The organism is Streptomyces sp. NPDC055400 (assembly GCF_053644375.1).
Genome location: NZ_JBSHLM010000001.1, coordinates 531,025 through 545,259, shown reverse-complemented (window position 1 = coordinate 545,259; position 14,235 = coordinate 531,025). Strand labels below are relative to the sequence as shown.

Here is a 14,235-nt window from a genome sequence, read left to right as displayed (position 1 = left end):
GTGCTGGACTACGACAAGGAAGCCGCGGTCTACGACGAGACCCGCGGCGGCATACCCCGTGCCCGGTCCGCCGCCGAGGCCGTGCTCCGCCTCGTGCCGCCCACCGCCCGCACCCTCCTCGACCTGGCCTGCGGCACCGGGCTCGTCACCATGCGGCTCACCCGGCCGGGCCTGCGCGCCGTCGGCATCGACCTCGCCCCGGGCATGCTGCGCGCCGCGGCGCCCCGCCTCGACGGCGCCGTCGTCCGCGGCGACAGCCGCCGACTCCCGTTCCGCAGCGCCTCCGTGGACGTCGTGACCGCGATCTGGCTGCTGCACCTGCTGCCCGACGCGCGCCCCGTCATAGCCGAGGCCGCCCGCGTCCTGCGGCCCGGCGGCGTCCTGGTGACCACCGTCGACAAGGCCGCCGCCCACGACGTCGGCAGCGACATCGACACCCTCGTCGCCCCCTACCGCGGCCGCCTCGCCTCCGACGCGGCCGCACGCGTCGCCGTCCACGCCGCCGGCCACGGACTGCGGCCTAGCGGCGAGGCCCGCTTCCCCGGACACGGCCAGGGCCGCACCCCGAGCCGCCTCGCCGACGACGTGCGGCGCGGCCGGGTCTACGCGGCCGGGGGCACCGCGCTCGCCGACCGTCTCGCCGCGCTCCCCGACCCCGAACTACCCCGCCCGGACCCGGAGTTCACCGTGCACGCCTTCACACGGCACGCCTGACGCGAGATCAGTGCGCCGCGTCCGCCGATGACGGATCAGGCGCGACGGGTGAACGCCATCGTCCAGTTCGACAGCCAAGTGTCCCCGCCGTCCACCGAGAAGAACTGCTCCCAGTGCGCCGTCGTCGCCGAGATCTCCGACCAGACGAACCGCACGCGGACGTCCTTGCCGTCATGCGTGTCATCCCCCTCGAACACGCCCCGCCCGGCACCGTCGAAACGGCCGATCACCGGCGGGAACAGGACGCCCGTACGACTGGACGACCAGTTCAGCGACCACGTACCGGCCGCGCGGTCGAAGAGCCGCAGCGTGAGCCCCTTGAAGCCTTCCGTGGGGCAGTCCATCTCGTCGATGTTCGCCGCCCCGTCGAACAGGCTCCAGCAGCGGTTCGTCGCCGCGAACTCCTCCCAGCCGCTGTCCGCGTCGAGGAAGTCCGAGCGCCTGCGGTGCGCGACGTCCCAGTCACCGAAGAAGAAGTCGAAATCGTGCGCCGTGCTCATCAGCGGTCTCCCGTGGTGCCATCGGTGAGTGAATCGGCCAGGTATCCGTCGAGGTCCGGGGCGTCAGGGACCAGCATGTGCCGCACCCACGCGTCGCGTTCGTGCAGCACCGGCGGCAGCTCCCACACACAGCCGATCCACGGCAGATCGAGGGGCACGAACCGCGTCGGATCCCTGTCAGGACAGCCGATCACCGGCTGCCCCGCCGCCGCACCCCGGAAGTGCAGGACGTTGTCCCACACCCAGCTGTACGCGTTGATGTACGCCCCGTCGTCACCGCCGCGGTGCACGACGACGAACGTCGCCGAAGGCGTCCCGTCCGGCTCCGGAAGCAGCTCCGGCAGCATCGCGTACGCCGCCTTCTCCACCTCCGGCGCGATCCCCGCCGGATCCGCGCTCACGTGATAGCGCTTCACGCGCCGGCCCGCCACCTCGACGGGCGGCAGCGCCCACAACAGTTTCTCCTCGAAAGCCATGGCTGGAAGCTACGGCCACTTCACTGACATCCTGTGTCAGTGAAGTCCAGCCGACTGGTGTCCATCCTGCTGCTGCTCCAGACCCGCGGCCGGATGACCGCCGCCCAGCTCGCCGCCGCCCTCGAAGTCTCCGTACGCACGGTGTACCGGGACATCGACTCCCTGCACGCAGCCGGTGTACCGCTCTACGGCGACGCCGGACACGCCGGCGGATACCGGCTCATCGACGGCTACCGCACCCGCCTCACCGGCCTCACCACCGACGAGGCCGAAGCCCTCTTCCTCGCCGGAGCACCCGGACCCGCCGCCGAACTGGGCCTCGGCCCCGTACTCGCCGCCGCCCAGCTCAAGGTCCGCGCCGCGCTCCCCGCCGAACTGCGCGCCCACTCCGAACGCATCAGCGCCCGCTTCCACCTCGACGCCCCCGGCTGGTACGCCGACGAGGACGACGTCCCCCACCTCCCGGCCGTCGCCACCGCCGTCTGGAACAGCCGCGTCCTGCACGTCCGTTACCGGCGCTGGCGCGCACCCACCGACGTCGAACGCCGCCTCGAACCGTACGGACTCGTCCTCAAGGCGGGCCGCTGGTACGTGATCGCCGCCGCCGGAACGGGAGCCCCCCGCACCTACCGCGTCGACCAGATCCTCCAACTACACGTAGACGACGAGCAGTTCGAGCCGCCGGCGGACTTCGACCTGGCCGCGTACTGGCGCGCCTACCAGGACGACTTCCACGGCCGCCTCCACAGCGGCGACGCCGTCGTACGCCTGGCCCCGGGCGCCGCCGACCGCCTGCCGGGCCCCGCCCTGCGCGAAGCGGCGCACGCCACCGCCCGCCCGGAACCCGACGGCTGGACCAGGGCGGTCGTCCCCATCGAGTCCGTCGACCACGCCCACGACGAGTTCCTGCGCCTCGGCTCCGGCATCGAGGTCCTGGAGCCGGCCGAGCTGCGCCACCGCATCCGGGCCACGGTCGAGGCGCTGGCCGTCCTCTACGCCTGAACCACGGCCTCACACACGTGTGCCCCGCCTCCGGACGGAGACGGGGCACAGGAAGCCGTACGCGTGAAGCGATCAGGCCATGTCGAACGTCGCCGGGTCGGGACCCAGACGGCGGTCCTCGTTCAGCGCGCTGATCGCGGCGATGTCCTCGATGTCCAGCTCGAAGTCGAACACGTCGATGTTCTCCACGATCCGCGACGGCGTCACGGACTTGGGGATCACGACATTGCCGAGCTGGACGTGCCAGCGCAGCACGATCTGAGCCGGCGTGCGCCCGTGCTTCTGGGCGATCGCGACGATCGCGGGGACCTCCAGCAGGCCCTTGCCCTGACCCAGCGGCGACCAGGCCTCGGTGGTGATGCCCTGCTCCGCGTGGAACTCACGCGCGGCGCGCTGCTGGAGGTGCGGGTGCAGCTCGATCTGGTTGACCGCCGGGATGATCGACGTCTCGCCGAGGAGGCGCTCCAGGTGCTCCGGAAGGAAGTTGGAGACACCGATGGCCTTGGCGCGGCCGTCCGCGTAGATCTTCTCGAAGGCCTTGTACGTGTCGACGTAGCTGTCCTTCGAGGGCAGCGGCCAGTGGATCAGATACAGATCGAGGTAGTCGAGGCCCAGCTTGTCGAGGGAGGCGTCGTAGGCGCGCAGCGTCGCGTCGTAACCCTGGTCGGCGTTCCACAGCTTCGTGGTGACGAAGAGCTTCTCGCGGGCGATGCCGGAGGCGGCGATGGCCTTGCCGGTGCCCTCCTCGTTGCCGTAGATCGCGGCGGTGTCGATGCTGCGGTACCCGGCCTCCAGGGCCGTCGCGACGGCCTTCTCGGCCTCGGCGTCCGGCACCTGCCACACGCCGAAACCGAGCTGCGGCATCTCGATGCCGTTGTTGAGGATGATCGGGGGGACCTTGCTCACGAGCTCTCGATCCTTCGCGTTGTCGGTTGGTACTCCCATCGTCAACGATCACGGCCCGGGGCGCATTCCCGTGCACGGTGTGTTCACAGGGCCGCCCCGGACCCCGCTCACCCGGCCGGACCCAGATAGGCGTCCCGCACGGCCGGGTCGGCGCGAACCGCCGCCGGGGTGCCCTCGGCCAGCACGGTTCCGAGGTCGAGGACGACCATGCGGGAGCAGAGGTCCATGACGAAGGCGACGTTGTGCTCGACGAGGAGCACGGCGCAGCCCTGTTGGTCTGACAGATGACGGATGACAGATTTCAGCTGACAGATTTCATCATCTGTCATTCCGGAGGCGGGCTCGTCGAGCAGCACCACCCGCGCCCCCTCCACCCCCGCCCTGGCCAGTTCCACCATGCGTGCCTGGCCCACGGGGAGCGTCCCCGCGTACTCCCCGGCCAGTGCGTCGAGGCCGCATGCGCGCAGCATCGACGCCGCCTGCTCGCGGCGCCGGCGCTCGTACGGCCGTCTGGTCGGCGCCGCCAGCAGGTCGGCGGCGAGCCCGCCCCCGCCGCCCCGCCACTCCTGCGCCACCAGCAGGTTGTCCGCGACCGTGAGCTGGCCGAAGAGCTGCTGGCGCTGGAACGTGCGGCGTATCCCGTGGCGGGCCCGCCACACGGGTGAGCGGCGCGTGATGTCCTCGCCGTCCAGCAGGACGCGGCCCTCGTCGGGGCGCCGGATCCCGGAGACGACGTCGAAGAACGTGGTCTTGCCGGCGCCGTTCGGGCCGATGAGCCCGCACACCTCGCCGGGGCGCAGCGTCAGGCCGACCCCGTCGAGCGCGCGGATCCCGCCGAACCGGACGCCGACCCCGGCCGCTTCGAGTACGGGGTTCCCTGTGGTCCCGCTCATGGCCGTGCCGCCCCTTCCCCTTCGGTGGTCCGGGACGTGCCCGGTCCGCTCGCGGCGAGACCCAGGTAGGCCTCGGTGAGCCGGTCGGCCCGCACCTCGGAGCGCGGGCCGCACCACGAGACGCGGCCCCGGTCGAGATACGCGACGGTGTCCGCGACACCGAGGATCTCGGTGGCCTTCTCCTCGACGAGGAGCAACCCCGTTCCCGCGTCGCGGAGTTCGGTGAGCAGCCGGAACACGTCCTCGACGATGCGCGGCGCGAGTCCGAGGGACGGTTCGTCGGCGATGAGGACGCGGGGCGGTTCCTGGAGGAGCGGGGCGAGGGCGAGCAGTTGCTGTTCGCCGCCGGAGAGCGCGCCCGCGGTGACGTTGCGGCGGGCGGCGAGTCCGGAGAAGCGCTCGTACACGGCCTCGCGCGCGTGCTTGCCGGGGAGGCGCAGGGTGAGGTTCTCCTCGATGGTGAGGGCGGGGAAGATGCCGCGCCCTTCGGGGGCGAGGAGTACGCCGGCCCGCGCCCGGCGGACCGGGCCCTCGCGCGTGACGTCCCGCCCGGCGACGTACACCTGTCCCCGCAGGGGTGTGAGAAGCCCGGCCGCCGTACGGCAGGTCGTGGATTTCCCGGCGCCGTTGGGCCCGAGGAGGGCCACGATCTCGCCGGGGTGGACGGCGATGCCGACGCCGCGCAGGACGGGCGCGCCGTCGTATCCGGCGTGCAGGCCGCGCAGTTCGAGGACCGGCGGGGCGCCGCCGCCTCGAGGGGGAGCGGGCGCCTGTGCCGTCGCTTCGGACGGTTCGGTGTCCGCCGTCCCCGGCTTCGTACTCCGGCGCCTGTGGCGTCGTACGGAGATCGCCGCGCAGTACCCGTCCGGGTCGTTGGCGAGTGCGAGGCCCGCCAGGCCGAACAGGACGACCGGCAGATGGACGGAGTCCGTGACGTGGTCGGCGACGAGGTGCGGCACGATCGCGTAGACGAGGCCCGCGACGACCGCGAACTGCGGGCGTCGTACCCCGGCCGCGACGACGACCGCGAGCCAGATCAGGCCTGTCATCGCGGTGAAGTCGGTAGCGGTGATACGGGTGTTGTACGACGCGTACATCACGCCCCCGAAGCCCGCGAGGCCGGCCGAGAGGGTGAAGAGGAGGAGTTTGGTGCGGATGACGGAGACGCCGGAGGCCATCGCGGCGGCGGGCGCCGAGCGCACGGCGAGCATGGCGCGGCCCGAGGGGGAGTTGCGCAGTGCGCCGAGGGCGGCCACGGCGGCCGCGCACAGGACGACCATCGCGACGCCCATGGCCCGGTCGTCGCTCAGGTCGACGGGTCCGAAGACGGGGCGCGGGATCTCCCAGCCGGTGTCGCCGTTCCTCAACCAGCCCATCTGGAAGAGGACTTGGTCGGCGAGGAAGGCGAGGGCGAGCGTGGCGAGGGCGAGGGTGCGGCCGCCGAGGCGCAGTGCGGGCAGCGCCACGAGCGCCCCGAGGAGGGCCGCGACGCAGGTGCCGACCAGCGCCGCCGCGATGAACGGCCAGCCGTGGCTCATCAGGAGTCCCGCCACGAGCGCCGCGCCGGTGACGAACGTGGCCTGCGCGAGGGACACCATCGCGCCGAGCCCGGTCACGACGGTGAAGGAGACGAAGACCAGGGAGAGGGCCAGGCCCTGGGCGAGGATGCCGCTCCAGAACGGGGTTGTCACCGTGTAGAAGGAGGCCGCGAGCAGCACGGCGGCGACCGCCCACGGCCCCCACTTCCGTGTCCAGGCGCGGCCCGCGAGGTAGTCGACGGGCGGCGCGTCGGCGGCGGCCGTCCCCGCCGTGCGCTGTCGCCGGGTGAGCAGCAGCAGTCCGGCGAAGAGGATGAGGAACGGGACCGCGGTACGGAACCCCGTGATGCGTTCGGCGAAGGACGAGTAGCCGGCGACGAGGTTCTGCAGGACGCCGAGGCCGAGTCCGCCCGCGAACGCGAGGGGCACGGACGCGAAGCGCCCGAGGACCGCCGCGGTCGCCGACACGAACAGGAACAGCGTGAAGTCGTGGGCGGACAGGCCGAGCAGTGGTGTGGCGAGGACGCCGGCGAGGCCCGCGAGGCCGGACGACAGCATCCACGCCACGGTGGAGAGCCGGTCGGCGCTCATGCCGCGCAGTTCGACGAGCGAGCGGTTGTCGACGGCGGCCCGCAGGCGCAGGCCGAGGGTGGTGTGGCGCATCAGGATCCACAGGCCGAGCGCGACGGCGGCGGTCGCCACCCACGTGATCAGCTGGTCGGAGTCGATGCCGACGCCGTCCATCAGCTGCCAGTTCTTCGCGGGGCTGGGGCCGACGCCCGGCAGCCCGAACTGGTTCTCGGCGGGCTTCACGGACACCCCGGCGTCGTCGAGCAGTTCCACCACCCACAGGCCGAGCGCGGGCAGCGCCACGAGCAGGCCGATGGTCGCCACGATCTGCGCGGTCTCGCCGACGCGCGCCAGCTTGCGGAACATCAGTCGGTCAAGTCCCCAGCCCAGCAGGGGAGATGCGACGCAGACGAGGAGGATCGCGGTCGGCACGGCGGGCCAGCCGAGGCCGGAGTGGAGCTCGTAGAAGGTGAGCGCGCACAGGTAGGCGGTGGCGCCGTGGGCGAAGTTGAAGAGGCCGGAGGCCGAGTAGGACAGGACGAGGCCGGTGGCGAGGAGCGCGTACAGCGCACCCGACACGAGCCCGCTCAGCACGAAGGCCAGCAGGTCGGACATGCGGGGTGCCCCCTACTTGAACGGGATGGGCTCGTAGCACTTGAAGGGGGACGAGACGCGGTACGCCCCGTTCTTGAGCTGGACGAGGGCGCCGCAGCCGAACGACTCCTTCTGCCCCTTGGGCAGGGCGCGGTCGCCGACCATGGTGCCGGTGTCGGAGAACCCGTCCGCGGCCTTCTGGAAGGAGGCGACGGTGAGGTCCCGGCCGGCCTTCTGCGCGATGGAGAGGAAGAGGTCGGCGGACATGTAGCCGGTCATCATGTGCATGTTGAGCGGCACGTCCTTTCCGCCCGACGCCTTCTTGATGTCGGCCTTGAACTGCTTCATCGCCGCCGTCCGCGTCTCGAACGGCTCGAAGGTCAGCAGGATGTGCACCCCGTCGAGCGCCTCCTTCGTCGCGCTCTTGGCGAGCAGCCCCGGGTCGTAGTCGGTCGGGTCGGTGAGGACGCCGCGGTACCCGGAGCGCTTGACGGCGGTGAACAGGCCGATGTTGTACGGGGTCTGCATGACGGAGACGACGATGTCGGGCGCCTTGCCGCCGTCGCTGCGCAGGATCTCCTTGGTGTACGCCGACCAGTCGCTCGGGACCGAGGTCGCGGGCACGGACGACTTGGCGTAGGTGACCTTGTATCCGGCGGACGCGAAGCTCTGCCGGTAGGTGCGGATGGCGAAGGTGCCCGCGTCGTTGTCGTTGGCGAGGATGGCGACGGTCTTGCCCTTGGCGCCGTGCGTGACCTGCTTGAGGCCCTCGGGCCAGGTCTGCGAGATGGTGCCGCCGGGCATGGGGACCATGCAGCCGCCGAAGCCGTAGATGTAGGTGGGTCCGCAGAAGGACGGGATCGTGCCCCAGCCGAAGGTGGGGACCTTCTGCTTCTGGAGGAAGTCGGCGCCGGAGAAGGTGACCGAGCTCATCGGGGAGATCGCGAACACCTTGTCCTGCTGGACGAGTTTGCGGGCCGCGGCGAGGTTCTTGGCCGGGTCCTGGCCGTCGTCCTCCGCGCCGAGGTAGTCGATCTTCCTGCCGTTGATCCCGCCCTGAGCGTTGGCGCGGGCGAAGCGGGCCCTCGCGCCGAGGTCGGTGTCCTTCTTGCTGTAGCCGCTGGCGGTCGTCATGGAGACGATGCCGCCGACCTTGATGGCGTCATCCGTCACTCCGCGCGCCGAACTCCCCTTGCTGTCGGGGGAGTTGCCGGTTGCTGCGGAGTTGCAGGCGGTGGTGAGCAGCAGTGCCGCCACAGTGGCGGTGATGGCGCGGACAGTTCGCGACACGATGGGCCCCCTCCGTCGGGTGAGGGTGATTCTGTGTGCGACCTGATGAACCGTCAATAACTGACGCGTCGGTAATTGATGAACCGTCAGAAACGCTTCGCGGCCGGGTCAGGGCCTTGCGGCGGGGTTACCGTCGGGAACGTACCGGCGCGCGATCAGCCCCGGTACAGCGCCTCGACCTCCTCCGCGTACGCCGTCTCGATCGCCTTCCGCTTGAGCTTCAGGGACGGCGTGAGCAGCCCGTGCTCCTCGGTGAACTGGTAGGCCAGTATCCGGAACGTACGGATCGACTCGGCCTGCGAGACCAGGGTGTTGGCCGCCACGACGGCCCTGCGCACCTCGGTCTCCAGATCCGGGTCGTGGACCAGCTGGGCGGGCTTCAGCGGGGGCTTGCCCCGCATGTTGAGCCAGTGCTCGACGGCCTCGGCCTCCAGGGTGACGAGGGCGGCGATGTACGGCCGGTCGTTGCCGACGACGATGCACTGGGCGACCAGCGGATGGTCACGTACCCGCTCCTCCAGCTGCTGCGGCGAGACGCTCTTGCCGCCGGAGGTCACGAGGATCTCCTTCTTGCGGCCGGTGATCGTCAGGTAGCCGTCCTCGTCGAGCGCGCCGAGGTCGCCGGTGGCCAGCCAGCCGTCGTGCAGGGTGGCGTCGGTGGCCTTCGGGTCGTTGAGGTAGCCCTGGAACACATTTCCGCCGTACAGCCAGACCTCGCCGTCGTCGGCGATGTGGACCGTCGTGCCGGGGATGGCCTGGCCGACCGTGCCGTAGCGCGTCTGCTCCGGCGGGTTCGCGGTCGCCGCGGCCGTGGACTCGGTGAGCCCGTACCCCTCGTAGATCGTGACGCCGGCGCCCGCGAAGAACAGGCCCAGGCGGCGGTCCATCCCCGAGCCGCCCGACATCGCGTGCCGCACCCGGCCGCCCATCGCCTCGCGGACCTTGGAGTAGACGAGCTTGTCGAAGATCGAGTGCTGCATGCGCAGCGACGCGGAAGGTCCGGGACCGGTGCCGAACGCCTTGGCCTCCTGTGCGTCCGCGTACTTGACGGCGCACTCGACGGCCTTGTCGAACGGACCCGACTTGCCGTCCTTCTCGGCCTTGCGGCGGGCCGCGTTGAAGACCTTCTCGAAGATGTACGGCACGGCGAGGATGAACGTCGGGCGGAACGACTGCAGGTCGGGCAGCAGCGCTGCCGCGTTGAGCTGCGGCTGGTGGGCGAGCTTCACGCCGCCGCGGATCGCGGCGATCTGCACCATGCGCCCGAAGACGTGCGCGAGCGGCAGGAACAGCAGGGTCGCGGCCTCGTCGCCGCGCTTGGAGTGGAACACCGGCTCCCAGCGGGTGATCATCGTGTCTCCTTCGAACATGAAGTTCGCGTGACTGATGACGCAGCCCTTGGGGCGTCCCGTGGTGCCCGAGGTGTAGATGATGGTGGCGACGGAGTCGGGGGTGACGGCGCGCCGGTGACGGTGCACCACCTCGTCGTCGATGTGGGCGCCGGACTCGATGAGCCGGGGCACGGGATCGGAGTCCAGCTGCCACATCCGGCTGAGCGTGGGCAGACGGTCGATGACGGTGGCGATCGTCATCGCGTGGTCCTCGTGCTCCACCATCGCGGCCGACACCTGCGCGTCGTGCAGGGTCCAGAAGACCTGCTCGGCGGAGGCCGTCGGATAGATGGGCACGACCTGGGCGCCGATCGTCCACAGCGCGAAGTCGAAGAGGGTCCACTCGTAGCGGGTCCTCGACATGATCGCGACGCGGTCGCCGAAGCGGACGCCCTGCGCGAGCAGCCCCTTGGCCAGCCCGAGCACTTCGTCACGGAATTCGGCGGCGGTCACGTCGCACCAGCGGCCCGCGTCGTCCTTGCGGCCGAGCGCGACGTGCAGCGGATCCTCGAGGGCATGGTCGAACACAGCGTCGGCCAGACCGCCCACCGGCGGCGCCGACGCCAGAGGAGGATTGGTGAACTCGCGCAATGTTGCTCCTTGTGGCGCTCCGCACAGCGCCGGTGACGGTACCCCACCGCGCGCCCCGGCGGGAGGGGTCCAAATGAACCGGAGCGCGCGGAATATGCACTGGTCAGCCGGTGAAATACGGCCACAAGGGGAAGCGCGGGACAGAATTCTTACGGTTCAGTAAGTTTCGGTGGCGTAATCTCCACGGAATCTGTACGGGGTGGTTACCGGGGGTCCGCTGCGGGGTTTTTGGGCGGACTGGTCGCTTCCGATTTCTCCACGGACGGTCCACGAACGTCCCCGGCGGCCACGGCGGCGGTCGCCCCCGGCGGCCGGTGGGACGCCCGCGGCGCCCTCACCAGCGCAAGGACCAGCACCCCCGCGACGAGCGCCGCACAGCCCGCGACCAGCGACGCCGAGTTCAGCCCCGACGCGAAGGCCACCCGCAGCGCGTGCTCCGGGACCACCCCGTCCAGGGCCCGCGCCCCGCCGCCCGCGAGCGTGTGCGCGGCGCCGTGCGACAGGGAGTGCTGCATCGTCGACGTCAGTACGGTGCCGAGGACGGCCACCGCGAGCGCGTAGCCGAGCTGCCGGAACGTGTTCACCGCGCCGCCCGCCATGCCCGCGCGCTCCGGCTCCACCGCGGCGAGCGCGGCGCCCGCGATCCCCGGCGAGACGAACCCGGTCCCGACGCCGACCAGGACGAGGCCGGGCACGAGCGCCGTCCACGTCGAGTCCGGGCCGAGGACGGCCTGGCAGAACAGCCCGGCCGCGATCAGGACGAGGCCGCCGCCGATGGTGAACCGGGCCGGCACCCCGTGGAGCAGCCGCCCGCCGACGACCGCCACCACGACCGAGGCTCCCGACATCGTCAGGAAGACCAGGCCGCCGTGGACGGGGCTCATGCCGAGCAGGGTCTGCAGCCAGATCGAGGTGTAGGGGACGACGCCGAACGCGGCGCCGTTGAACGCGAGCGCCCCCGCCATCACCCCGACGAACGCCGGCTTGCGCAGCAGGGCCAGGTCCAGCAGCGGATGCGCGCTGCGCCGCTCGACCACGACGAACGCGACCAGCGCGAGCGCCGCCACCACGAACGCCGCGGTGGTCCCGGCCGCCGCCCAGCCCTGCGATCCGGCCCGCACGACCCCGTACGTCGCCGCCCCCGCGAAGCACGCGAACGCCGCCGTGCCCGCCCAGTCGACCCGCCGCCCGCGCGGCCCCCGCGACTCGGGCACCACCCGCAGCGTCAGCCACACCGACACCACGCTCACCGGCAGATTGATCCAGAAGATCCACCGCCAGCCGGGACCCTCCGTCATCACGCCGCCGAGCACGGGACCGATCGCGGCCGCGCCGCCGCTCACCGCGCCCCACACCCCGAGCGCCGCCGAGCGCCGCTTGCCCTGGTAGACGGAGCCGAGCAGCGGAAGCGTCGTCGCGAACATCGCGGCGGCGCCCACCCCCTGCACCATCCGCGCCGCCACGAGCATCCCCGGCCCGCTCGCGAGACCGCAGCCCAGTGACGCCACCGCGAACAGCGCCACGCCCGCCACATGCACCCGGCGCCGCCCGAGTATGTCGGCAGCCGCCCCCATGCCCAGCAGCAGCGCGGCGAGCGCCAGCGCGTAGCCGTCCATCACCCACTGCAGATCGCTCAGCGACGCGCGCAGGCTGCGCGCCATGTCGGGCAGCGCCACGACGACGATCGTCACGTCCAGCAGCAGCATGAACGTTCCCAGACAGACCGCGGTCAGCGGTCCCCATGTACGCATCCTCAACAGCTCCTCGCCCGATGCCTTACCGATGTCAGGCTCGTACGATGGGCCGCGCACGGCGGATCCCGGTGATCAGCGGCCAGGGATCGAAGGAATCCGACATCAGGAGCGAGCAGGCCGATGGAATCCCCTCCCTTCGACGAGCTGGACCTGAAACTGCTCCAGGCCCTCGAGGTCGACGGCCGCGCCCCCTTCAGCCGGATCGCGGCCGTCCTCGGTGTCTCCGACCAGACCGTCGCCCGCCGCTACCGCAAGCTCGTCGCCGAGGGCGGGCTGCGGGTCGTCGGACTCCAGGACAGCCTGCGGCTCGGCCACGACTACTGGATGCTGCGCCTGCGCTGCGCCCCCGAAGGAGCCGAGGCCATCGCGACCGCGCTGGCCCGCCGGCCCGACACCGCGTGGATCGGCCTCACCTCGGGCGGCACGGAAGTCGTCTGCATGACCGTCCTGCGCACCCAGGGCGACCACGACGACCTGCTGCTCGGCAAGCTGCCGCGCACCCCGCACATCGTCGAGATCCGCGCCCTGCAGGTGCTGCACCGCTTCTTCGGCGGCCCGACCGGCTGGCTCGTCAAGAACGGACCGCTCACCGGGGACCAGGTCGCGGCGCTCGGCCCGCTGCCGCAGCCGACCGGGGACCCGGTCCGCGTCACCCCCGACGACGTGCCCCTGACCGCCGTGCTCAAACGCGACGGCCGCGCCGGATACCCCGAACTCCAGCGCGCCACGGGCCGTTCGGAGTCGGCCGTGAAGCGGCGCCTCGACCAGCTCATCGCCTCGGGGTCCCTCTACATCGACATCGAGTACGACACCACGCGCCTCGGCTTCACCGACGGCGCCGTCCTGTGGATCACGGCGGCCCCCGCCTCCCTCGAAACCGTCGGCCGCGCACTCGCCGAGCACGAGGAGATCGCCTTCGCCGCCGCGACCGCGGGCCCCTCGAACCTGGTCGTCACCGTCGTGACCCGGGACACCGCCGGCCTGTACTCCTACATCAGCGGCAAGCTCGGCCGGCTCGAAGGCGTCCAGCACGTGGAGACGTCGCCGTTCATGCGGAAGGTCAAGCAGCTCACGTACCAGCCGCCCATCAGGTAAGGCCCCTGCTACCGGCTGCGGTGCAGGCGGTCGCCCCCGTCGAGGATCGCCTGGGCCAGCGCCTGTGCCGCGTCTCCCTGCGACGCGCTGCCGTGCCGCGGGCCGTGCAGCAGCACGAAGTCCACCTCGCCCAGCTCCGGCAGCCCCGCCCGCTCCGGTACGCGGACCAGGCCGGGCGGGATCAGGCCGCGCGAGTGCGCCATCACGCCGAGGCCCGCCCTGGCCGCCGCGATCAGGCCGTTGAGGCTGCCGCTGGTGCAGGCCACGCGCCAGGCGCGCCCGTGCCGCTCCAGGGCTTCGAGGGCCAGGGCGCGCGAGATGCCGGGCGGCGGGTACACGATGAGCGGCACCGGACGCTCCGGGTCCAGGCGCAGCCGCTCCGCGCCGATCCACACCAGCCGGTCGTGCCACACGGACTCGCCGCGCGGGTCCTGTGGCCGCCGCTTGGCGAGGACCAGGTCGAGCTTGCCCGCGTCGAGCTGCTCGTGCAGCGTCCCGGACAGCTCGACCGTCAGCTCCAGGTCCACCTCGGGGTGGTCGTGCCGGAACGCCTCCAGGATCTCGGTGAGCCGGGTCAGGACGAAGTCCTCCGACGCCCCGAAGCGCAGCCGCCCGCGCAGCCGCGTGCCCGTGAAGAACGCCGACGCCTGCTCGTGCACCTCCAGGATCCGGCGCGCGAAGCCGAGCATCGCCTCGCCGTCCTCCGTGAGCTCCACCGTGTGCGTGTCCCGCGTGAACAGGGTCCGCCCGGTCGCGTCCTCCAGGCGCCGCACATGCTGGCTGACCGTGGACTGGCGCAGGCCGAGGCGGCGTGCGGCCTGCGTGAAGCTCAGCGTCTGGGCCACCGCGAGGAACGTACGCAGCTGCGAGGGGTCGTACATGTCCCCGACCCTACCCGTGCTCATCGTGGAACGTGATGAC

At 71.7% G+C, this 14,235-nt stretch carries 12 protein-coding genes; 3 read left to right on the top strand and 9 right to left on the bottom strand.

The genetic code is table 11. The features are described 5' to 3' along the window. Complete coding sequence (locus ACWIGU_RS02300; RefSeq protein WP_454396525.1) at positions 1-714, top strand: class I SAM-dependent methyltransferase; 714 nt, start codon at positions 1-3, stop codon at positions 712-714. Positions 715-749: 35 nt separating this feature from the next. Here ACWIGU_RS02300 and ACWIGU_RS02295 read toward each other — a convergent pair whose 3' ends face one another. Continuing rightward, on the bottom strand, positions 750-1,214 hold the full coding sequence (locus ACWIGU_RS02295) for a hypothetical protein (protein ID WP_454396523.1): 465 nt from the start codon (positions 1,212-1,214) through the stop codon (positions 750-752). After that, positions 1,214-1,690: a hypothetical protein gene (locus ACWIGU_RS02290; protein WP_454396521.1), complete on the bottom strand. Its 477-nt coding sequence runs from the start codon at positions 1,688-1,690 to the stop codon at positions 1,214-1,216. The genes ACWIGU_RS02295 and ACWIGU_RS02290 overlap by 1 nt, the downstream gene beginning before the upstream one ends. Before the next feature lie 39 nt (positions 1,691-1,729). Here ACWIGU_RS02290 and ACWIGU_RS02285 point away from each other — a divergent pair, with 39 nt between their 5' ends. Further along, positions 1,730-2,692, top strand: a complete 963-nt coding sequence (locus tag ACWIGU_RS02285) for a helix-turn-helix transcriptional regulator (protein WP_454396519.1) — start codon at positions 1,730-1,732, stop codon at positions 2,690-2,692. Positions 2,693-2,764: 72 nt separating this feature from the next. Here ACWIGU_RS02285 and ACWIGU_RS02280 read toward each other — a convergent pair whose 3' ends face one another. From ACWIGU_RS02280 to ACWIGU_RS02255, 6 genes are all read right to left on the bottom strand, one after another. Further along, positions 2,765-3,637, bottom strand: coding sequence for an aldo/keto reductase (locus ACWIGU_RS02280; protein ID WP_454396517.1), 873 nt, complete (start codon positions 3,635-3,637; stop codon positions 2,765-2,767). Between the two features lie 68 nt (positions 3,638-3,705). Continuing rightward, positions 3,706-4,491, bottom strand: a complete 786-nt coding sequence (locus ACWIGU_RS02275) for an ABC transporter ATP-binding protein (protein ID WP_454396515.1) — start codon at positions 4,489-4,491, stop codon at positions 3,706-3,708. Further along, positions 4,488-7,214, bottom strand: a complete 2,727-nt coding sequence (locus ACWIGU_RS02270; RefSeq protein ID WP_454396513.1) for an ABC transporter permease subunit — start codon at positions 7,212-7,214, stop codon at positions 4,488-4,490. Before ACWIGU_RS02270 ends, ACWIGU_RS02275 begins: the two co-directional genes overlap by 4 nt. Positions 7,215-7,226: 12 nt before the next feature. Further along, the gene (locus tag ACWIGU_RS02265; RefSeq protein WP_454396511.1) at positions 7,227-8,483 is read right to left on the bottom strand and encodes an ABC transporter substrate-binding protein; all 1,257 of its coding nucleotides are present in this window, start codon (positions 8,481-8,483) and stop codon (positions 7,227-7,229) included. 155 nt (positions 8,484-8,638) lie between these two features. Continuing rightward, positions 8,639-10,465 carry an AMP-dependent synthetase/ligase gene (locus ACWIGU_RS02260; RefSeq protein ID WP_454396509.1) on the bottom strand — a complete coding sequence of 609 codons (1,827 nt, stop codon included), beginning with the start codon at positions 10,463-10,465 and terminating at the stop codon, positions 8,639-8,641. 203 nt (positions 10,466-10,668) lie between these two features. Next, entirely contained in the window at positions 10,669-12,216 is a 1,548-nt protein-coding gene (locus tag ACWIGU_RS02255) for an MFS transporter (RefSeq protein ID WP_454396507.1), read from the bottom strand. Positions 12,217-12,339: 123 nt separating this feature from the next. Here ACWIGU_RS02255 and ACWIGU_RS02250 point away from each other — a divergent pair, with 123 nt between their 5' ends. Beyond that, positions 12,340-13,314 (top strand): Lrp/AsnC family transcriptional regulator, encoded by a 975-nt coding sequence (locus ACWIGU_RS02250; RefSeq protein WP_454396505.1) that lies wholly within the window; start codon positions 12,340-12,342, stop codon positions 13,312-13,314. A gap of 8 nt (positions 13,315-13,322) precedes the next feature. Here the strand turns inward: ACWIGU_RS02250 and ACWIGU_RS02245 are convergent, their stop codons facing one another. Then, positions 13,323-14,195, bottom strand: coding sequence for a LysR substrate-binding domain-containing protein (locus tag ACWIGU_RS02245; protein ID WP_454396503.1), 873 nt, complete (start codon positions 14,193-14,195; stop codon positions 13,323-13,325). Positions 14,196-14,235 lie beyond the last annotated feature (40 nt).

Coding starts and splice junctions, on each gene's coding strand:
- ACWIGU_RS02295 (WP_454396523.1), bottom strand. CDS start 1,214: ATGAGCACGGCGCACGATTTCGACTTCTTCTTCGGTGACTGGGACGTC.
- ACWIGU_RS02290 (WP_454396521.1), bottom strand. CDS start 1,690: ATGGCTTTCGAGGAGAAACTGTTGTGGGCGCTGCCGCCCGTCGAGGTG.
- ACWIGU_RS02280 (WP_454396517.1), bottom strand. CDS start 3,637: ATGGGAGTACCAACCGACAACGCGAAGGATCGAGAGCTCGTGAGCAAG.
- ACWIGU_RS02275 (WP_454396515.1), bottom strand. CDS start 4,491: ATGAGCGGGACCACAGGGAACCCCGTACTCGAAGCGGCCGGGGTCGGC.
- ACWIGU_RS02270 (WP_454396513.1), bottom strand. CDS start 7,214: ATGTCCGACCTGCTGGCCTTCGTGCTGAGCGGGCTCGTGTCGGGTGCG.
- ACWIGU_RS02255 (WP_454396507.1), bottom strand. CDS start 12,216: ATGCGTACATGGGGACCGCTGACCGCGGTCTGTCTGGGAACGTTCATG.
- ACWIGU_RS02250 (WP_454396505.1), top strand. CDS start 12,340: ATGGAATCCCCTCCCTTCGACGAGCTGGACCTGAAACTGCTCCAGGCC.
- ACWIGU_RS02245 (WP_454396503.1), bottom strand. CDS start 14,195: ATGTACGACCCCTCGCAGCTGCGTACGTTCCTCGCGGTGGCCCAGACG.